Source organism: Aeromonas dhakensis, from assembly GCF_002285935.1.
In the GTDB taxonomy this organism is placed as follows: domain Bacteria; phylum Pseudomonadota; class Gammaproteobacteria; order Enterobacterales; family Aeromonadaceae; genus Aeromonas; species Aeromonas dhakensis.
In genome coordinates this window covers 910,001-927,855 of record NZ_CP023141.1, presented here as the reverse complement: position 1 = coordinate 927,855, position 17,855 = coordinate 910,001, and the positions used below count along the sequence as shown (strand labels likewise).

Genomic DNA, 17,855 nt, shown 5'->3' with positions numbered 1-17,855 from the left:
TATTCTCAAGCGAAGACGCCCGTCGGTGCTGATTTGACGCGGCAAAGCCGCCATCGGGGCGCCAAAACTCGCCCCATTGCGGTCGCGCCAATCCCCCAACAGACCCTATAATGCGACCAAATTTCCCGGTTGCAGGAATCAGCAGCATGACCAACAAGGTAATCTATCCCGGCACCTTCGATCCCGTCACCAACGGCCACACCGATCTCATCGGCCGGGCCGCCAGACTGTTTGACCAGGTGGTGGTCGGGGTGGCCAACAGCCCGAGCAAACGGCCGCTGTTCGATCTGGACGAGCGGGTGCAGCTGGCCCGCCAGGTGACCGCCCACCTGCCCAACGTCAAGGTGGTCGGCTTCTCCGGCCTGCTGGTGGACTTTGCCAAGGAGCAGCAGGCCAACGTGCTGATCCGCGGTCTGCGCGCCGTCTCCGACTTCGAATACGAGTTTCAGCTGGCCAACATGAATCGCCGTCTGATGCCGGAGCTGGAGAGCGTGTTCCTCACCCCGGCCGAGGAGAACTCCTTCATCTCCTCCACCCTGGTGAAGGAGGTGGCCCTGCACGGCGGCGACATCCGTCAGTTCGTCGACCCCATAGTAGCGGCCGCCATCAAGGCCAAACAGACCAGATAACAACGAAACAGGCTACCCGAGGGTAGCCTGTTTGCTGCTGGGGGGCCTGTGCGGCTCAGCCCGCCAGACGCGGGCCCAGCAGCTGCTGGCCTGCCAGGGTCAGCTGATCGAGCCACTCGTAGCGGCGCCGGTACATGGCCCGCTTCTTGGAGGCGATCTCCTCCAGCGGTTTGCGCTGGGCGGGCTGCAGCCGCACGAAGTTGGCGTCCAGATCGGTGGCGCCGAACTCCTGCCACAGCTCGTCATAGTCCGCCTGCAGACAGGCCTTCTTCTTCTTGCTGTAGCGACGGGCCTGATAGATGTGGGCCTTCATCCGCACCGCCGAGATATGCTCGGCCTGCATCGCCTCGGCCAGCTGCATCACCAGCATCACCACCAGCGACTTGGGCCGCACACCGTGGCCCTCCTTGGTCAGCGCACGCACCTTGTCCTGCGCCTGCTCGATGCAGGGCTCCGGGCCCTGTACCGAACCGATCACCACCGCCAGCTGGTTGGGGGTGCCGGCCAGCGAGAAGGCGCAGCTGTAGAGCCGCTTGCCCTGCGGGTCGACGATGGAGAGGGCCAGCTCCGCCTCGCGGCGGAAGGTGCCGTCGTGGCGCAGCACGATGCGGCAGCCGCTCTCGGGATAACGGCCAAGCTCGATGCCATCCCCCAGATAGAGCGGGTCGATCAGATCCGGGTAGCGAGCCAGCATCAGCCGATAGTGGTTTTCCAGCATCTCGGCCCGCTCGGTCGCGGTGGAGCCGGCGAAGCGATAGGGTCGCATCGGCTTGTCGAGCAGCTCGGGATAGTGGGCAGGCAGGGCCTTGAGCGGTTCGGCCTGGAACAGCTCGAACACCCGGCTCAGCTGCTGCCGATAAAGCAGACTGCGCAGCACGAACTTGGCGCGATTGAAGGTCTTGCGGGCGCTGTCATCGGGATAGAGGAAGCGCGCCATTTTTTGGGCACAATAGTGCCCCTGCCGGGACAAATGGTCCCAGTCTATTGATTTAGCTGTCATTTTATTGTCTCAAACCGCCTGAACGGCCGAGATAGTAGTGACGGGCGAGCAAATATTCAACAGACTGGAAATACTCTCTTACAACTTGGCCGTTTCAGGCCGAAAAAACCGCAATTCAGCGCTGACAGTGGGAGCAGAACACAGTCGTACGCTGTCCCAGCCGGATTTCGCTGAGCAGGGTGTGGCAGTGAAAACAGGGCTGGCCGCCCCGCCCGTAGACCTGCAACTGCTGCACGAAATAACCCGGTTTGCCATCTGCACTGGTGAAATCCTTGAGGGTGGTGCCCCCCTGCCGAATCGCCTCGGCCAGCACCCGCTTTATCTCCCCTACCAGGGTACTCAGCCGCTCGGCGCTGATGTTGCCCGCCGCCCGCTTGGGATGAATGCCGGCGGCATAGAGCGCCTCGTTGGCGTAGATGTTGCCCACCCCGACCACCACATGGTTGTCCATCAGGAAGGTCTTGATGGCGGTGCTGCGCCCCTTGGCGCGCTCACGCAGGTAATCGGCATTGAAGGCGTCGGTGAGCGGCTCTGGCCCCAGCTTGGCCAGCAGCGCATGTGCCTCGGCCGGCTCGCGGGTCCACAGCAGGGCGCCGAAGCGGCGCGGATCGTTGAGCCGCAGCAGCTTGCCGTTCTCGAGCTCGATATCCACGTGATCGTGCTTCTCGGCCGGGGTGCCGATGTCCAGCACCCGCAGGCTGCCCGACATGCCCAGATGGAGGATGGCGGTACCGAAGTCGGTCTCCAGCAGCAGGTACTTGGCGCGGCGGCTGACCCGGTGGATGGTGAGGTCCACCAGCTCCTGGATCTCCCCCGGCACCGGCCAGCGCAGACGGCCGTCCCGCACCACCACCCTAGTGACCTTGATGCCGGTAAGCCAGGGCGATATGCCCTGGCGGCTGACTTCGACTTCCGGTAATTCAGGCATGGGATCCTCGTGCTGACGCTGAAAAATGGGTTAGGGAGCGGGACGCAGCAGGCTGCGATACTGCTCCTGGCTCAGGCTGAGCCAGGTCGAGGGGGGCAGCAGGGCGGCAAACTTGCCGTCATCCTGATAGAGCCCCACCTCGATGGGGTCGCTCTGGCCAGCGACCCAGATCTTGAGGGTAACCGGATTGCCGCGCACGGCTTCGCCGGGCGGCAGCAACCAGCCCTGCCAGGCCTCGATGTGCGCCGCCAGCTGGGCACTGCTGAGCCCCAGATCCGGCCCGCTGCGCCAGCCCTGTCCGATGCGCTCTATCTGCCAGCTCGGCCCCTGCCAGGTGAGCACAACGGCGCTCTCCGGCAACAGCGGGCGCGCCCGCTTGGCGCTGTTTTCCTGCTGGGCGATCTCCAGCCGGTGCAACAGGGTGATCACGATCAACACCACCACGATGATCACGTTGTTCCAGCCTCTGCGGCTCAATTTGAACATGACAAGCCTCCCTTCGAACCGGCAGTGTACTGAATTCCGACCATAAAAAAACCCGGCACAGGGCCGGGTTTTTGGGAATGCAGCATCAAGTAATTACTTGATTTTGCCTTCCTTGTAGATCACATGCTGACGAACAACGGGATCAAACTTTTTGATTTCCATTTTTTCGGGCATGGTGCGCTTGTTTTTGGTAGTGGTATAGAAGTGACCAGTACCGGCGCTGGAGTTCAGGCGAATCTTCTCGCGAATACCTTTAGCCATGATCTAATTCCTTATACCTTAACACCGCTGGCGCGCAGTTCAGCCAGAACCACTTCAACGCCACGCTTGTCGATGATACGCATGCCTTTTGCGGATACGCGCAGGCTTACGAAGCGTTTTTCACTCTCAACCCAGAAACGGTGAGTGTGCAGGTTCGGCAGGAAACGACGCTTGGTAGCGTTGTTAGCGTGCGAACGGTTGTTACCAACTGCCGGGCGCTTGCCGGTTACTTGGCATACTCTAGACATGTCAGTCTCTCCAAATCTTACTTCATTGCTCGAGCAAATATCTGCCCCGCTGGCCTTCGATTGCGGGGCAAACAGAAGGCGGCATTTTATACAGCATCCGTGATCAAAGATCAACTAATACGGCGCCAGAGCACAGTCATAACCAACCGCGCTCGGCGAAAGAAACCGTGATGCCATCACCGATCACCAAGTGATCCAGCACTCTGATATCGATCAGGGCCAGGGCGGCCGTGATCCGATCCGTGATCTGGCGGTCGGCCCTACTGGGCTCGGCGACGCCGGACGGGTGATTATGCGCCAGAATCACGGCGGCTGCATTATGTTTGAGTGCGATCTGCACGATTTCTCTGGGCCAGACGCTCGCCGAGTCGAGGGTGCCGTAAAAAAGTTCAACGAATTGAATCACTCTGTGCTGATTGTCGAGCAGCAGCAGGGCAAACACCTCCCGCGGCCGATCCCGCAGCTGGGCCTGCAGATAGTCTCTGGTCAGCTGGGGCGAGGTGAGCGCATCCCCCCGCTGCAGCTGCTGCGCCAGATGGCGTTTACCCATCTCCAGCACCGCCTGCAGCTGAGCATATTTGGCCGGGCCCAGGCCATGCGCCTCGCAGAAGGCACGTCGGTCCGCCCCCAGCAGATTGCGCAACGATCCGAACTGATTCAACAGGTTGCGGGAGAGATCGACCGCACTCAGGCCACTAACCCCGGTACGCAGGAAGATCGCCAGCAACTCGGCATCGGACAAGCCGCCCGGGCCGTGACGCAGCAGCTTCTCACGAGGTCGTTCATCCTCTGGCCACTCCTTGATGCTCATTTGTCTCTCCTTTGCGCTATTGAGAGAAAACATAGCAAAGAAATCACGGGAGCCCGGCCACAAGACCCCCATGTCAGCCTCTGTCGTCGACTGCTGCCTGTGGTATCTTAGCCGACCAGTCAGAGTGAGCCGGAAGAGAAACAGCAGATGAGATTGGCCGATAAACGCATCCTGTTGGGTGTCAGTGGCGGGATCGCCGCCTACAAGAGTGCCGAGCTGGTACGCCGCCTGAAAGATCAGGGCGCCGAGGTACGGGTGGTGATGACCCGCTCCGCCAAGGAGTTCATCACCCCGCTAACCCTGCAGGCCGTCTCCGGTCACCCGGTGGCCGACAGTCTGCTGGATCCGGCCGCCGAGGCGGGCATGGGCCACATCGAGCTGGCCAAGTGGGCCGATCTGGTGCTGATCGCCCCCGCCAGCGCCAATCTGATGGCCCGCATGGCCGCTGGCATGGCCGACGAGCTGCTCACCACCCTCTGCCTGGCCACCCCGGCACCGGTGGCGCTGGCGCCGGCCATGAACCAGCAGATGTATCTCAACGCCGCCACTCAGGCCAACCTCAAGACCCTCGCCAGTCGCGGCATTCTGCTGTGGGGGCCAGATTCCGGCAGCCAGGCGTGCGGTGACGTGGGCCCGGGCCGGATGCTGGATCCCCTCGAACTGGTTGAACGCTGCTGCCAGCAGCTCGCCGTCGAGCCGCTGCTGGCCGGCGTCAGGCTGCTGCTGACTGCCGGGCCGACCCGTGAAGCACTCGATCCGGTGCGCTACATCAGCAACCACAGCTCAGGCAAGATGGGCTATGCCATCGCCCGCGCCGCCCGTGAAGCGGGTGCCGAGGTGACACTGGTGAGCGGCCCGGTGGCACTGGCCACCCCGGCCGGCGTCACCCGCGTCGACGTCGAGAGCGCCGAGCAGATGCACCAGGCGGTCATGAGCCGGGTCGGCGAGAGCGACCTCTTCATCGGCTGCGCCGCCGTCGCCGATTATCGCCCCGCCCAGGTGGCCGAGCAGAAGATCAAGAAGACCGGCGACAACGACCAGATGCAGCTGACCCTGGTCAAAAACCCTGACATCATCGCCGCCGTAGGGGCCTTGTCAGACAAACCCTTCACCGTCGGATTTGCCGCAGAAACCGTGGATGTGGAACAATACGCCCTCGACAAACTGCAGCGTAAGCGGCTGGACATGATCGCCGCCAACGACGTATCCCGTGCGGGCCAGGGCTTCAATGCCGATGACAACGCCCTCACCGTGTTCTGGCAAGGGGGTCAAGCCCCTCTGCCCCTGGCCGATAAGCTGACGCTGGCTCGTCACCTGATTGCCCTGATTGCACGCCATTACCGGCGCTGAGCCAGTCAATCGACCACCTCCACTCCAATAAAAACGATTTATGACAACACAAATTGAACTGAAGATTCTGGATGCCCGCATCGGCACCGACTATCCGCTGCCTGCCTACGCCACACCGGGCTCCGCTGGCATGGATCTGCGCGCCCTGCTGGATGCCCCGCTGACGCTGGCCCCGGGTGATACCACCCTGGTACCGACCGGGCTGGCCATCCACATCCAGGATCCGGGCCTGTGCGCTACCATCCTGCCCCGCTCCGGCCTCGGCCATAAGCACGGCATCGTGCTGGGCAACCTGGTCGGCCTCATCGATTCCGACTACCAGGGCCAGCTGATGGTCTCGGTATGGAACCGCGGCAAAGAGGCGTTCACCATGCAGCCCGGCGAGCGCATCGCCCAGCTGGTGATCATGCCGGTGGTTCAGGCCAGCTTCCAACTGGTCGATGAGTTCAATCAGAGCGAACGGGGTGAAGGCGGTTTTGGTTCTTCTGGTCGCCAATAACAGACCACACCGGCCCGAGCGGCGGTGCCTAATAACAGAATCAGGCCATTGTTTTTTTAGGGGAATCCATGGCAAGCAGTAATCAGAAACAGAGTCGGCGCGATCAGATCCTGCAGGCGCTCGCCCACATGCTGGAGACCAGCCCAGGCCAGCGCATCACCACGGCCCGTCTGGCGGCCGAGGTGGGGGTCTCCGAGGCAGCCCTCTATCGACATTTTCCCAGCAAGGCGCGGATGTTCGAGGGGCTGATCGACTTTATCGAAGATTCCCTGCTGTCACGGGTCAACCTGATCATGGCCGAAGAGAAGGACACCATGAGCCGCTGCCACCACATACTGCAGCTGCTGCTGGTGTTCGCCGAGCGCAATCCCGGTATCACCCGCATCCTCAACGGCGACGCCCTGCTGGGCGAGCACGACCGGCTGCGGGATCGCATCAGCATCCTGTTCGACAAGCTTGAGACCCAGATCAAGCAGGTGCTGCGGGAGAAACGGCTGCGCGAAGGCCAGGGCTTCCAGCTCGACGAAACCATGCTGGCCAACCTGCTGCTGGCCTACACCGAAGGGCGCATCAGCCAGTTCGTCCGCTCCGAGTTCAAAATCAAACCCACCGCCGGCTTTGAAGATCAGTGGCAGTTTATCCGCAGCCAGCTGCTGCAGAGCTGACAAGCTCAATTTGCGATAAGTAGCGGCCACGCCGCTCCAGACGGGTTGCAGTAAAGAGGGAGGCCTTGGCCTCCCTTGTTTTTTGTGGCACAAAAGAGGCGGTGAGCACCAGATGCGACCCGGACTGTCGCATGCCAATGTTAGATTCATGCGCCATAAACCTTTTATCGCCTGACAGGACACCCTATGGAACCCGAAATCATTACCGAAGCGCAGACCTGGCTGGTCAACAACCAGGGCCTGCTGATCGAGTATGCCGTCAACATCGCGGCCGCCCTGCTCACCCTGCTGGTCGGCTACATCGCCGCCAACCTCATCAGCGGCGCCGTGGTCAAGGTGATGCAGTCCCGCAAGCTGGACACCACTGTCACCCACTTCGTCGGCAGCATCCTCAAGTACGCCATCCTGGTATTCGTGGTGATCGCCGCGCTGGGCCGGGTCGGGGTGCAGACCGCCTCCTTCGTCGCCATTATCGGTGCCGCCGGTCTGGCCATCGGTCTGGCGCTGCAGGGCTCGCTCTCCAACTTCGCCGCCGGCTTCCTGCTGATCATCTTCCGCCCCATCAAGGCAGGCGAGTTCATCGAGGTGGCAGGCACCAATGGCGTGGTGCAATCCGTTCAGCTGTTCACCACCACCCTCACCTCAGGTGACAACAAGATGGTGGTGGTGCCCAACTCCGCCATCCTCAACGGCACTATCGTCAACTACTCGCGCATGGATACCCGCCGCGTCGACATGACCTTCGGTATCGGCTACGGCTCGGATCTCCGCAAGGCCAAGCAGATCCTGGAGCGGCTGGTGAACGAAGAGCCGCGCATCCTCAAGGAGCCGGCAGCCAACATCGCCGTCGCCGCGCTGGCCGACTCCTCGGTCAACATAGTCGTGCGCCCCTGGGTCAAGACCGGCGACTACTGGGGAGTCTGGTTCGACTTCCATGAGAAGGTGAAGCTCACCTTCGATGCCGAAGGCATCGAGATCCCCTTCCCGCAGATGGTCATGCACATGCAAAAGCCGCAGGCGTAAACGCGGTTTTGCAGCCACCCACAATGCCAGCCTTCGGGCTGGCATTGTCGTCTCTGGCCTCGGCAGGGGTGAACACGACCATAAAAAAAGCCGGCCACAATGGGCCGGACTTTGTTTTCAGCATTCCGGTGGCGTCGGCTTACACCAGCCGACGTGCCACCCGGTTGAGCAGCGGTTGCACCAGCACATATCCCCCCAGCACGGCACCGATCACCGCCAGTACCCGCAGCGGCAAGGTAGGGGCCGCACTGGTCAGCACCAGGGTCAACAGGCCGATGAGGCCGGTGGCGATCAGGCTAAGGGCAAACAGGGACAACACAGCTTTCATAGCGATCTCCTCATTCCAGACAGTAGCCATCCCTGGGAGATCTCGTCCATGCGACACCCATGCTAGCCATCTTGGGCCGCCGACAATTTGCGCCTGCTCATGAAATGAGCGAAAAGGCGTCTATCGAATACTCTTTTGGCTGCCATGCCAGGTTGCCACCCCACTCGCAGCATGCCCCCGCCCTGAAAGCCCTTTCAACGGCAGCAAGCCCGACCAAGTATGCGCAAACGCAAGATCCGGCTGCCATGAGTGACTCATAATCGCAGCGTTTTGGTTGTAAACTCGGTCGATGGCAGACAATTGGTAAAGCTCTGTTACACGGGCCGCACCATGGGCTCGGTATAATGGGCCCGGTATAGTGCTCGAATAATAAGGTTTGGCGGGAGCCTTGCCTGCAAGGTTCATACACAACTTGGAAGACTGATAATCCTATGAAAAACATCAATCCAACCCAGACCCAGGCCTGGCAGGCACTGGAAGCCCACTTTGCAGCGAACAAAGAGACCCGGCTCAAGGATCTGTTCGCCCAGGATCCCCAGCGTTTCGACAAATTCTCCCTCACCTTCGGTGGCGACATCCTGGTCGACTACTCGAAGAACCTGATCACCGAAGAAACCCTCAAGTTGCTGGTTGATCTAGCCAAAGAGACCGATCTTCGCAGCGCGATCGACGCCATGTTCAATGGCGACAAGATCAACATGACCGAAGGCCGCTCGGTACTGCACGTGGCCCTGCGCAACCGCTCCGACCGCCCCATCGAGAGCGACGGCAAGGACGTGATGCCGGAAGTAAACGCCGTGCTGGCCAAGATGAAGGGCTTCTGCGAGAAGATCATCAGCGGCGAATGGAAAGGCTACACCGGCAAGGCGATCCAGCACGTGGTCAACATCGGTATCGGTGGCTCTGATCTGGGCCCTGTGATGATCACCGAGGCACTGCGTCCCTACAAAAACCACCTGCAGATGCACTTCGTCTCCAACGTCGATGGCACCCACATTGCCGAGACTCTCAAAGAGATTGATGCGGAAACCACCCTGTTCCTGGTGGCCTCCAAGACCTTCACCACTCAGGAGACCATGACCAACGCCCTGACCGCCCGCGACTGGTTCATCAAGATCGCCGGTGACAAGGCCCACGTTGCCAAGCACTTCGCTGCGCTCTCCACCAACGGCAAGGCCGTGGCCGAGTTCGGTATCGACACCAACAACATGTTCGAGTTCTGGGACTGGGTTGGCGGCCGCTACTCCTCCTGGTCTGCCATCGGCATGCCTATCGCCCTCTCCGTCGGTTTCGAGAACTTTGAGGCCCTGCTGCAAGGCGCCTTCGAGATGGACATGCACTTCGCCACTGCCTCCTATGAGCAGAACGTGCCGGTGCTGCTGGCGCTGATCGGCCTGTGGTACAACAACTTCCATGGTGCCGAGTCCGAAGCCATTCTGCCGTACGATCAGTACATGCACCGTTTCCCGGCCTACTTCCAGCAGGGCAACATGGAGTCCAACGGCAAGTACGTGGATCGCAACGGCAAGCCGGTTGACTACCAGACCGGCCCCATCATCTGGGGTGAGCCGGGCACCAACGGCCAGCACGCCTTCTACCAGCTGATCCACCAGGGCACCAAGCTGATCCCCTGTGACTTCCTGGCACCGGCCATCAGCCACAACCCGATCGGCGACCACCACCCGAAATTGCTGGCCAACTTCTTCGCCCAGACCGAGGCGCTGGCCTTCGGCAAGAGCAAGGAGCAGGTCGAAGCCGAGTTCCTGGCGGCTGGCAAGACCCTGGAGCAGGTCAAGGATCTGGTGCCGTTCAAGGTGTTCGAAGGCAACCGCCCGACCAACTCCATCCTGTTCAAGAGCCTGACCCCGAAAACGCTTGGCTCTTTGATTGCCATGTACGAGCACAAGATCTTCGTACAGGGCGCAATCTGGAACATCTTCAGCTTCGACCAGTGGGGCGTGGAGCTGGGCAAACAGCTGGCCAACAAGATCCTGCCGGAGCTCAACACTGCCGAGGCTGTTACCAGCCACGACTGCTCCACCAACGGTCTGATCAACACCTGGAAAGCGTGGAAAGCCTGATTTAGCCGGCCTTTCTGAATGCAAAAGCCCCGCTCGATGAGCGGGGTTTTTTTATGGCTGTCGGGCTGGTTTTGCTGGCTGGCCAATCGGGTGTCCAGTCCGACCGGCGACGGGGATCGTCATCCCCGCCCCTTCATCATCCAGCCCGATGCCGGCTTAACCGCCAACGGCGATGCGTTTCATGTCCTTCATATAACCGCGCAGTACCTGGCCGATCGCTTCGATGGGGTGGTTGCGGGTCGCCTCGTTGGCCGCCAGCAGCGCCAGGTTGTCGACGCTCTGCCCTTCCGCCTTGCTGGCACCCAGGTCGCCCGCTTTCAGGGTCGGCATGAAGTGCTCGCGCAGCAAGGGCACCGCGGCGTTGGCGAACAGGTAGTTGCCGTACTCGGCGGTGTCGGAGATGACCACGTTCATCTCGTACAGACGCTTGCGGGCAACGGTGTTGGCGATCAGCGGCAGCTCATGCAGGGATTCGTAGTAGGCAGACTCCTCGTAGATGCCGGAGGCCACCATGGTCTCGAACGCCAGCTCGACACCCGCCTTGACCATGGCCACCATTACCACGCCATTGTCGAAGTACTCCTGCTCGGCAATCTTGCCTGCAAAGGCCGGGGCGTTTTCGAAGGCGGACTTGCCGGTCTCTTCGCGCCAGCCGAACAGCTTGGCGTCGTCTTCGGCCCAGTCGGCCATCATGCCGCGGGAGAACTCACCGGCGATGATGTCGTCCATGTGCTTCTCGAACAGCGGGCGCATCAGGGTCTTGAGCTGCTCGGAGAGCTCGAAGGCGCGCAGCTTGGCCGGGTTGGACAGACGGTCCATCATCAGGCTGATACCACCCTGTTTCAGGGCTTCGGTGATGGTCTCCCAACCGAACTGGATCAACTTGCCGGCATAGGCCGGGTCTGTGCCTTCGGCAACCAGCTTGTCGTAGCAGAGCAGGGAACCTGCCTGCAGCATGCCGCAGAGGATGGTCTGCTCGCCCATCAGGTCGGATTTCACTTCCGCCACGAAGGAGGACTCCAGCACCCCGGCACGGTCGCCGCCGGTGGCGGAGGCCCACGCCTTGGCGATGGCCATGCCTTCACCCTTGGGATCGTTCTCCGGGTGAACGGCGATCAGGGTCGGCACACCGAAGCCGCGCTTGTACTCTTCACGCACTTCGGTACCCGGGCACTTCGGCGCCACCATCACGACCGTGATGTCAGAGCGGATCTGCTGACCCTCTTCCACCACGTTGAAGCCGTGGGAGTAGCCCAGCGCGGCGCCCTGCTTCATCAGCGGCATCACGGTTTTGACGACGTCGGAGTGCTGCTTGTCCGGGGTCAGGTTCAGCACCAGATCAGCGGTCGGGATCAGCTCTTCATAGGTGCCAACCGCGAAGCCGTTGTCGGTGGCCTTCTGCCAGGAGGCACGCTTCTCGGTGATGGCGGCCTTGCGCAGTGCGTAGGAGATATCCAGCCCGGAGTCGCGCATGTTCAGGCCCTGGTTCAGACCCTGGGCACCACAGCCCACAATCACCACCTTCTTGCCCTTCAGCACGTTGCAGCCGTCCGCGAACTCTTCGCGCTGCATGAAACGACACTTGCCCAGCTGGGCCAACTGCTGACGCAGGTTCAAGGTGTTGAAATAGTTAGCCATGGTGATTGCTCCGTTCGATTGATTCCATGCCGGATGGCGGCGTTGTCGAAACCACTATAGCGCGGGACACTTATTGCCTGAACTGATATATTCGAAACAGTACGTTGCAATAATTGAAACGTTAACCCTTCATGATCACATGACGGGAGCGAACCACCCACCGCTGGATATCGGGCAGACATCCAGCGCCAGGAGCTGAAAGATGGACCTTCGCAATCTCGAGCTGTTTCTCCACCTCGCCGACTCCCTCCACTTCGGCAAGAGCGCCGACGCCATGGCGGTCAGTCCCTCTACTCTCAGCCGCGCCATCCAGCGGCTGGAGCAGGAGACCGGCTGCGTGCTGTTCGAGCGGGATAACCGTTCGGTACGACTCACTGTGGCGGGCGAGAAGCTGCGCGAGTTTGGTGGAGAGCTGCTGCAGGAGTGGCGCCAGCTCAAGCAGGAGCTCAAGCGTAGCGACGAACCGCTGCAGGGCCGACTGCGGGTGTTCTGCTCGGTCACCGCCAGCTACTTCCTGCTGCCCGAGGTGCTGGAGCGCTTCCGCCGTCGCTATCCCCAGCTGGAGATCAAGCTGGAGACCGGCGACCCGGCGCTGGCGGTGGACAAGATCCTGGCCGACGAGGCCGATCTCGCCATCGCCGCCCGCCCCGATGCCCTCTCATCCAAGCTGGAGTTTGCCAGCCTGCAGCAGGTACCGCTGGTGTTCATCGCTCCTCGCACCGCACCGCAGCAGAACCAGTGGTTCTCCCAGGGAGAGCCAGACTGGGAGCGGCTGCCGCTGATCCTCTCGGAGCAGGGGCTGGCCCGCAAACGCTGCGATCAATGGCTGCGTAACAAGGGGATCGCCCCCAACATCTATGCGGAGGTGGCGGGCAACGAGGGGATTGTCGCCATGGTGGCGCTCGGCTTCGGCGTGGGACTGGTGCCGGCGGCAGTGATCGACCACAGCCCCATGGGTGACAAGGTACGCATCGTCGAGCCCAAGCCGGCGCTAAAGCCGTTCGACGTCGGCATCGCCGTACTCAAGAAGCGGCTGGAAGAGCCGCTGATCCGCGCCTTCTGGGATACGGCGCGGGGACAGGGATCACTGCGCTGACAAGGCGGGCAACACTGGTGCATAGATGAGCGAGGGATCCTGCATCATGGCGCGGCTGCCGGTCGGCAAATCCGGATTACTCAGCTCCAGCATCACCCGCCGCTCGAGCTGCAGCCGCCGGATGGTGCTGCCAAAACCCGCCTCGAATATCCGCTCATAGTCACCGGACTGGCGGGCTCGCTGCAGACCCAGCTCGATGCGCTTGGCCAGCTCCGGATACCTGGGCGAGACGAAAAACAGCAGCGCCAGCGGATAGCGAAACACCAGGTGGGGTTCGATGGCCAGATCCGGATGCTGTGTGAGCTCATCCTCGATCTCGATGACCGAGCGCAGGAAGCAGTCGAAGCGCCGTTTGTGCAGCATGTTGAACAGGGCCTCATAGAGACCACCCACCACCACGTCGAGGCCGTTCTCCTTGAGCAAACGGGTATCAGGCCAGGATCTGTGCTGACCGATGCGAAACCCTGCCTGCCGCCAGTCGGTCAGCGATCGTATGTTGGCGAACCGCCCCTCGTCCCCCTGCCGAACGAGGCACACCCGCCAGCCCAGCAACCCTTTCGCCAACGGAACATGGATGGCCAGCAGGGTGCGCTCGCGCTCCTCATCGGGCGCAAACACCCCGACCTGCACCAGTTCGCCCCCCTGCAACTCCTTGACCGCCCGACCCTGCTCCATCGGCGGGCTGGCAATCAACCGATAGGGACCGTATTCGGGCACGGTCAGATCGAGGGAGAGTCGCAACAGACCAGCCACGGCGGGATTGGGGTGATCAAGCAGCAGATTCCAGGCCCTGATGGGGGTCTCGGCCGCCTGCACGCTGCCAGCCAGCAGAATGACGCACCACAGCCAGCTCCTGATCATTGCACTCCTCCCCTTGTCACTTCCTCACTATAACCTCTCCTCCTCTACCGCCGGGCGCATGGCTGCACGGATATGTGAGCGACTCGATGTCAAATATGACAGTAGCTACGGCAAGGGGCAGATCAGAGACTAGACTGAACGTTCAACCTGAGTGGAAGAGGGAGTCCCGCCATGATGTCCAATCTGATCGAAATCAACAGCTCGCTGCTGTTCGACGAGTACCTGCAAAGCCTGGGGGTACCCTCAACCTTGCTGGATCAGGAACAGGACATCTATCTGCAGGAACACCACCTGGCAGCGGTACGCCAGATCCAGGGTGAACTGAGGTTTTACCTCCGCGCCAACGCCCTCACCAAGCAGTGATCCGCAGCCGGTCACAGAACCGGCGCTGGATGCATATTACACTGGCACCATCCGCCACCCACGGGAGTGCCCATGAAACCAAGCGGCCTGGATCGGCTCTTCAAACCCCAGTCAATCGCCGTCATCGGCGCCTCGACCGACCCGCAGAAGGCCGGTCACGTGGTCATAAGGCACCTGCTCGCCGGCCAGTTCAAGGGCCCCATCCTGCCGGTCAGCCCGCATAGCAAGGCCATTGCCGGCGTGCTGACCTATCCCGACATCGACAGCCTCCCCCTTGCCCCGGACCTCGCCATCGTCTGTACCCGGCGGGAACGGGTACTGACCCTCATCGAGGCGCTCGGCAAGCGGGGAGTGGGTGCCGCCATCATACTGGCGGCCGATTTCACCCCACCTGAGCGCGAACAACTGCAGCGACTGAGCCGGCAATACGACATCCGCCTGCTCGGCCCCAACAGCATGGGGATGTTGTTGCCGGGTCAGGGTATCAATGCCAGCTTCTCACCGATTGCCGCCAAGCCCGGTCAGGTCGCCTTTCTCTCCCAGTCGGCCGCCGTCAGCACCACCATTCTGGATTGGGCCAAACAGCATGAACTCGGCTTCTCGGCCTTCATCTCCCTTGGCGATCACTGCGACATCAACTTCGGTCAGCTGCTGGATCAGCTCTCCCGCGACAGCGTGACCCGCGCCATCCTGCTCTACATGGACAAGCTGCAGGATGCCCGCCATTTTCTCTCGGCCGCCCGTGCCGCCGCGCGCAACAAGCCCATCCTGGTGCTCAAGAGCGGCCGCCATGAACCGGACAACGGGCTCGACAACGTCTATGACGCCGCCATCCGTCGCGCCGGCATGCTGCGGGTACGGGATACCCACGAACTGTTTGCCGCCGTCGAGACCCTGAGTCACTCCCTGACCCTCAAGGGGGAGCGGCTCGCTATCATCTCCAACGGCCGTGGCCTGGCCAACATGGCGATCGACAAGTTGCTGGAGCGTGGCGGCAAGCTGGCGATGCCACCCCGCGACATCGGCAGCGATGCCGACATCCACGACTATCAGCAGGCACTCGACGACCTGCTGCAAGGGGAGGAGGCTGACGCCATCCTGCTCATCCATGCCCCTTCACTCACCGCCCGCGGCGCGGCCTTGGCCCGCAGCCTCATTGACTACGTCAAACTGCATCCCAGGGCCAGACGCTTCAATATCCTGACCAACTGGGCGGGGGAATATTCGGCCCAGGAGGGGCGCAGGCTGTTCAGCGAGGCAGGATTCCCCACCTACCGCACTCCGGAGAGCGCGGTCGCTGCCTTCATGCACATGGTGGAGTACCGCCGTAACCAGAAGCAACTGATGGAAACCCCCGCATCGCTGCAGGGTGACAGGCTTGACGTCGACCAGTGCCAACTGCTTATCCGGCAGGCGCTGGAACGTAAACAGCTCACCCTCGACACCCATCTGGCACACCCCATTCTGCAAGCCGCTGGGCTCTCCACCCTGCCGACCTGGATCGTCTCCGATGCCATCGAGGCCACCCTGACCGCGGAGCAGATCGGCTATCCGGTCGCGGTCAAGCTGCGCTCGCCAGACATACTCCACAAGTCGGCCGTACACGGCGTCATGCTCAACCTGCGCACCTCGGCCGAAGTCGCCCAGGCTGCGGACGCCATTCTGGATCGAGTCAGGCAGCACGACCCCGGTGCCCGCATCGAAGGCCTGCTGGTACAGCGAATGGCGCGGCGCAGCGGCGGCCTGGAGCTGCGGATCCGGCTGCAACAAGACCCGGTGTTCGGCCCTGTCATCCTGCTCGGTGAATCAGGGGCCGAGCCGCAGGAGATGATGGCGGCCCTGCCGCCACTCAACCAGGCGCTGGCACGCTACCAGATCATAGGGGCGCTCAAGAGTCGCAAGATCCGCGAACAAGCCAGTCCGGAGCGGCTCGATATCGATGCCCTCGGCCAGGTGCTGTGCCAACTGTCGGAGCTGCTGCTCGCCTTCCCCGAGATCCAGCAGCTGGATCTGCACCCGCTGCAGGCCTTCGGCGCCGAGATGGTGGTGCTGGACGCCAGCCTGACCCTGCAACCCCATGAAGAGGGCAGCTGCAGGCTGGCTATCCGTCCCTATCCCACCGAACTGGAAGAGGGGGCCTGGCTCAAGGATCAGAGCCATGTGCTGCTGCGCCCTATCCGGCCGGAGGATGAACCTGCCCACAAGCAATTTGTCCTCAAGGTATCGGATGAAGACAGGTACAAGCGCTTCTTCGCCGATGTGGGGGAGCTAGGGCACGAGGAGCTGGCCCGCATGACCCAGATCGATTACGACCGGGAGATGGCCTTTGTCGCCGTGGGACAGGATGGGGAACGAAAAGATCAGATTTTAGGGGTAGTTCGCGCCATTTCGACGCCGGATCTGAGCGACGCCGAGTTTGCCATTCTGGTACGGTCCGATCTGAAGGGGTTGGGGCTTGGCAAACTGATGATGGAGAAGATTGTGCGCTATGCCAGGGAGCGCGGCATTGGCCAGCTGTCGGGCATGACCATGCCCAGCAACCGCGGCATGATCAACCTGGCCAAACGGCTTGGTTTCAAGATCGATATCCAGCTGGAAGATGGGGTAGTCAACATGGAGCTGCCCTGTGCGGAGCGAATAGAGAGGGAATAGCACGGGAAAGCGTGCTGAAATGACTGAATCTCAGGCAATAAAAAAGCCCGCTCAGATGAGCGGGCTTCTTCAATTGGGTGCCTGGCAGTGTCCTACTCTCGCATGGCGAATGCCACACTACCATCGGCGCTACAGCGTTTCACTTCTGAGTTCGGCATGGGGTCAGGTGGTTCCACTGCGCTATTGCCGCCAGGCAAAATCTTCAATCTGAAAAAGCTGATTTAGTTATTCGTTCTCGGTATCTGCTACAAGCCTTCGAACACTTCTTGGGTGTTGTATGGTTAAGCCTCACGGGTAATTAGTATGGGTTAGCTCAACACGTCGCCGCGCTTACACACCCCACCTATCAACGTTGTGGTCTCCAACGGCCCTTTAGGACCCTCAAGGGGTCAGGGATGACTCATCTCAGGGCTCGCTTCCCGCTTAGATGCTTTCAGCGGTTATCGATTCCGAACTTAGCTACCGGGCAGTGCCACTGGCGTGACAACCCGAACACCAGAGGTTCGTTCACTCCGGTCCTCTCGTACTAGGAGCAACTCCCTTCAATCATCCAACGCCCACGGCAGATAGGGACCGAACTGTCTCACGACGTTCTGAACCCAGCTCGCGTACCACTTTAAATGGCGAACAGCCATACCCTTGGGACCGACTTCAGCCCCAGGATGTGATGAGCCGACATCGAGGTGCCAAACACCGCCGTCGATATGAACTCTTGGGCGGTATCAGCCTGTTATCCCCGGAGTACCTTTTATCCGTTGAGCGATGGCCCTTCCATTCAGAACCACCGGATCACTATGACCTACTTTCGTACCTGCTCGACCTGTCCGTCTCGCAGTTAAGCTGGCTTATGCCATTGCACTAACCTCCTGATGTCCGACCAGGATTAGCCAACCTTCGTGCTCCTCCGTTACTCTTTGGGAGGAGACCGCCCCAGTC

The 17,855-nt window shown here is 61.3% G+C and carries 18 protein-coding genes and 2 rRNA genes (1 of these 20 cut by a window edge); 9 read left to right on the top strand and 11 right to left on the bottom strand.

The window, feature by feature from the left end; genetic code table 11:
* Nucleotides 1-146: 146 nt before the first annotated feature.
* Entirely contained in the window at nt 147-629 is a 483-nt protein-coding gene (coaD, locus tag CK627_RS04590; RefSeq protein WP_042007869.1) for a pantetheine-phosphate adenylyltransferase, read from the top strand.
* 55 nt (nt 630-684) lie between these two features.
* Here coaD and CK627_RS04585 read toward each other — a convergent pair whose 3' ends face one another.
* The 6 genes from CK627_RS04585 to radC all read right to left on the bottom strand — a co-directional run bounded on the left by CK627_RS04585 (nt 685) and on the right by radC (nt 4,363).
* Nucleotides 685-1,566, bottom strand: coding sequence for a VirK/YbjX family protein (locus CK627_RS04585; protein ID WP_043171445.1), 882 nt, complete (start codon nt 1,564-1,566; stop codon nt 685-687).
* A 178-nt stretch (nt 1,567-1,744) separates the two neighbouring features.
* The gene (gene mutM, locus CK627_RS04580) at nt 1,745-2,557 is read right to left on the bottom strand and encodes a bifunctional DNA-formamidopyrimidine glycosylase/DNA-(apurinic or apyrimidinic site) lyase (RefSeq protein ID WP_005307507.1); all 813 of its coding nucleotides are present in this window, start codon (nt 2,555-2,557) and stop codon (nt 1,745-1,747) included.
* 30 nt (nt 2,558-2,587) lie between these two features.
* On the bottom strand, nt 2,588-3,043 hold the full coding sequence (locus tag CK627_RS04575) for a hypothetical protein (protein ID WP_019840084.1): 456 nt from the start codon (nt 3,041-3,043) through the stop codon (nt 2,588-2,590).
* Between the two features lie 93 nt (nt 3,044-3,136).
* Nucleotides 3,137-3,304, bottom strand: a complete 168-nt coding sequence (gene rpmG / locus CK627_RS04570; RefSeq protein WP_005307500.1) for a 50S ribosomal protein L33 — start codon at nt 3,302-3,304, stop codon at nt 3,137-3,139.
* An 11-nt stretch (nt 3,305-3,315) separates the two neighbouring features.
* The gene (gene rpmB, locus CK627_RS04565) at nt 3,316-3,552 is read right to left on the bottom strand and encodes a 50S ribosomal protein L28 (RefSeq protein WP_005307492.1); all 237 of its coding nucleotides are present in this window, start codon (nt 3,550-3,552) and stop codon (nt 3,316-3,318) included.
* Between the two features lie 136 nt (nt 3,553-3,688).
* Nucleotides 3,689-4,363, bottom strand: a complete 675-nt coding sequence (gene radC / locus CK627_RS04560) for a RadC family protein (RefSeq protein ID WP_005307485.1) — start codon at nt 4,361-4,363, stop codon at nt 3,689-3,691.
* A gap of 147 nt (nt 4,364-4,510) precedes the next feature.
* On the opposite strand from radC, the gene coaBC reads away from it, so the two are divergent.
* From coaBC to CK627_RS04540, 4 genes are all read left to right on the top strand, one after another.
* Nucleotides 4,511-5,713: a bifunctional phosphopantothenoylcysteine decarboxylase/phosphopantothenate--cysteine ligase CoaBC gene (coaBC, locus tag CK627_RS04555; protein ID WP_095591772.1), complete on the top strand. Its 1,203-nt coding sequence runs from the start codon at nt 4,511-4,513 to the stop codon at nt 5,711-5,713.
* 40 nt (nt 5,714-5,753) lie between these two features.
* Entirely contained in the window at nt 5,754-6,212 is a 459-nt protein-coding gene (gene dut / locus CK627_RS04550; RefSeq protein WP_005307478.1) for a dUTP diphosphatase, read from the top strand.
* A gap of 68 nt (nt 6,213-6,280) precedes the next feature.
* The gene (gene slmA / locus CK627_RS04545) at nt 6,281-6,877 is read left to right on the top strand and encodes a nucleoid occlusion factor SlmA (protein ID WP_005307475.1); all 597 of its coding nucleotides are present in this window, start codon (nt 6,281-6,283) and stop codon (nt 6,875-6,877) included.
* Between the two features lie 186 nt (nt 6,878-7,063).
* Nucleotides 7,064-7,900: a mechanosensitive ion channel domain-containing protein gene (locus CK627_RS04540; protein WP_095591771.1), complete on the top strand. Its 837-nt coding sequence runs from the start codon at nt 7,064-7,066 to the stop codon at nt 7,898-7,900.
* A 139-nt stretch (nt 7,901-8,039) separates the two neighbouring features.
* Here CK627_RS04540 and CK627_RS04535 read toward each other — a convergent pair whose 3' ends face one another.
* Nucleotides 8,040-8,228, bottom strand: coding sequence for a holin (locus CK627_RS04535; protein ID WP_005307469.1), 189 nt, complete (start codon nt 8,226-8,228; stop codon nt 8,040-8,042).
* Nucleotides 8,229-8,659: 431 nt separating this feature from the next.
* Here CK627_RS04535 and pgi point away from each other — a divergent pair, with 431 nt between their 5' ends.
* Nucleotides 8,660-10,309 carry a glucose-6-phosphate isomerase gene (pgi, locus tag CK627_RS04525; protein ID WP_095591770.1) on the top strand — a complete coding sequence of 550 codons (1,650 nt, stop codon included), beginning with the start codon at nt 8,660-8,662 and terminating at the stop codon, nt 10,307-10,309.
* 156 nt (nt 10,310-10,465) lie between these two features.
* On the opposite strand, the gene ilvC is transcribed toward pgi, so the two are convergent.
* Nucleotides 10,466-11,947 (bottom strand): ketol-acid reductoisomerase, encoded by a 1,482-nt coding sequence (gene ilvC / locus CK627_RS04520; protein ID WP_019840082.1) that lies wholly within the window; start codon nt 11,945-11,947, stop codon nt 10,466-10,468.
* A gap of 202 nt (nt 11,948-12,149) precedes the next feature.
* Here ilvC and ilvY point away from each other — a divergent pair, with 202 nt between their 5' ends.
* Nucleotides 12,150-13,043, top strand: a complete 894-nt coding sequence (ilvY, locus tag CK627_RS04515; protein WP_095591769.1) for an HTH-type transcriptional activator IlvY — start codon at nt 12,150-12,152, stop codon at nt 13,041-13,043.
* Here the strand turns inward: ilvY and CK627_RS04510 are convergent.
* Entirely contained in the window at nt 13,032-13,904 is an 873-nt protein-coding gene (locus CK627_RS04510) for a transporter substrate-binding domain-containing protein (protein WP_095591768.1), read from the bottom strand. The two genes, ilvY and CK627_RS04510, sit on opposite strands and share 12 nt — an antisense overlap.
* 171 nt (nt 13,905-14,075) lie before the next feature.
* Between CK627_RS04510 and CK627_RS04505 the strand changes: the two genes are divergently transcribed.
* Both CK627_RS04505 and CK627_RS04500 read left to right on the top strand, forming a co-directional pair.
* Nucleotides 14,076-14,267 (top strand): hypothetical protein, encoded by a 192-nt coding sequence (locus CK627_RS04505; RefSeq protein WP_005307455.1) that lies wholly within the window; start codon nt 14,076-14,078, stop codon nt 14,265-14,267.
* Between the two features lie 72 nt (nt 14,268-14,339).
* The gene (locus CK627_RS04500; protein ID WP_095591767.1) at nt 14,340-16,919 is read left to right on the top strand and encodes a bifunctional acetate--CoA ligase family protein/GNAT family N-acetyltransferase; all 2,580 of its coding nucleotides are present in this window, start codon (nt 14,340-14,342) and stop codon (nt 16,917-16,919) included.
* Nucleotides 16,920-16,998: 79 nt separating this feature from the next.
* On the opposite strand, the gene rrf is transcribed toward CK627_RS04500, so the two are convergent.
* Nucleotides 16,999-17,113, bottom strand: a 5S ribosomal RNA gene (gene rrf / locus CK627_RS04495).
* Nucleotides 17,114-17,196: 83 nt separating this feature from the next.
* Nucleotides 17,197-17,855: ribosomal RNA gene (locus CK627_RS04490) — 23S ribosomal RNA — on the bottom strand (it continues 2,230 nt past the right edge of the window).

Coding starts and splice junctions, on each gene's coding strand:
- coaD (WP_042007869.1), top strand. CDS start 147: ATGACCAACAAGGTAATCTATCCCGGCACCTTCGATCCCGTCACCAAC.
- CK627_RS04585 (WP_043171445.1), bottom strand. CDS start 1,566: ATGGCGCGCTTCCTCTATCCCGATGACAGCGCCCGCAAGACCTTCAAT.
- mutM (WP_005307507.1), bottom strand. CDS start 2,557: ATGCCTGAATTACCGGAAGTCGAAGTCAGCCGCCAGGGCATATCGCCC.
- CK627_RS04575 (WP_019840084.1), bottom strand. CDS start 3,043: ATGTTCAAATTGAGCCGCAGAGGCTGGAACAACGTGATCATCGTGGTG.
- rpmG (WP_005307500.1), bottom strand. CDS start 3,304: ATGGCTAAAGGTATTCGCGAGAAGATTCGCCTGAACTCCAGCGCCGGT.
- rpmB (WP_005307492.1), bottom strand. CDS start 3,552: ATGTCTAGAGTATGCCAAGTAACCGGCAAGCGCCCGGCAGTTGGTAAC.
- radC (WP_005307485.1), bottom strand. CDS start 4,363: ATGAGCATCAAGGAGTGGCCAGAGGATGAACGACCTCGTGAGAAGCTG.
- coaBC (WP_095591772.1), top strand. CDS start 4,511: ATGAGATTGGCCGATAAACGCATCCTGTTGGGTGTCAGTGGCGGGATC.
- dut (WP_005307478.1), top strand. CDS start 5,754: ATGACAACACAAATTGAACTGAAGATTCTGGATGCCCGCATCGGCACC.
- slmA (WP_005307475.1), top strand. CDS start 6,281: ATGGCAAGCAGTAATCAGAAACAGAGTCGGCGCGATCAGATCCTGCAG.
- CK627_RS04540 (WP_095591771.1), top strand. CDS start 7,064: ATGGAACCCGAAATCATTACCGAAGCGCAGACCTGGCTGGTCAACAAC.
- CK627_RS04535 (WP_005307469.1), bottom strand. CDS start 8,228: ATGAAAGCTGTGTTGTCCCTGTTTGCCCTTAGCCTGATCGCCACCGGC.
- pgi (WP_095591770.1), top strand. CDS start 8,660: ATGAAAAACATCAATCCAACCCAGACCCAGGCCTGGCAGGCACTGGAA.
- ilvC (WP_019840082.1), bottom strand. CDS start 11,947: ATGGCTAACTATTTCAACACCTTGAACCTGCGTCAGCAGTTGGCCCAG.
- ilvY (WP_095591769.1), top strand. CDS start 12,150: ATGGACCTTCGCAATCTCGAGCTGTTTCTCCACCTCGCCGACTCCCTC.
- CK627_RS04510 (WP_095591768.1), bottom strand. CDS start 13,904: ATGATCAGGAGCTGGCTGTGGTGCGTCATTCTGCTGGCTGGCAGCGTG.
- CK627_RS04505 (WP_005307455.1), top strand. CDS start 14,076: ATGATGTCCAATCTGATCGAAATCAACAGCTCGCTGCTGTTCGACGAG.
- CK627_RS04500 (WP_095591767.1), top strand. CDS start 14,340: ATGAAACCAAGCGGCCTGGATCGGCTCTTCAAACCCCAGTCAATCGCC.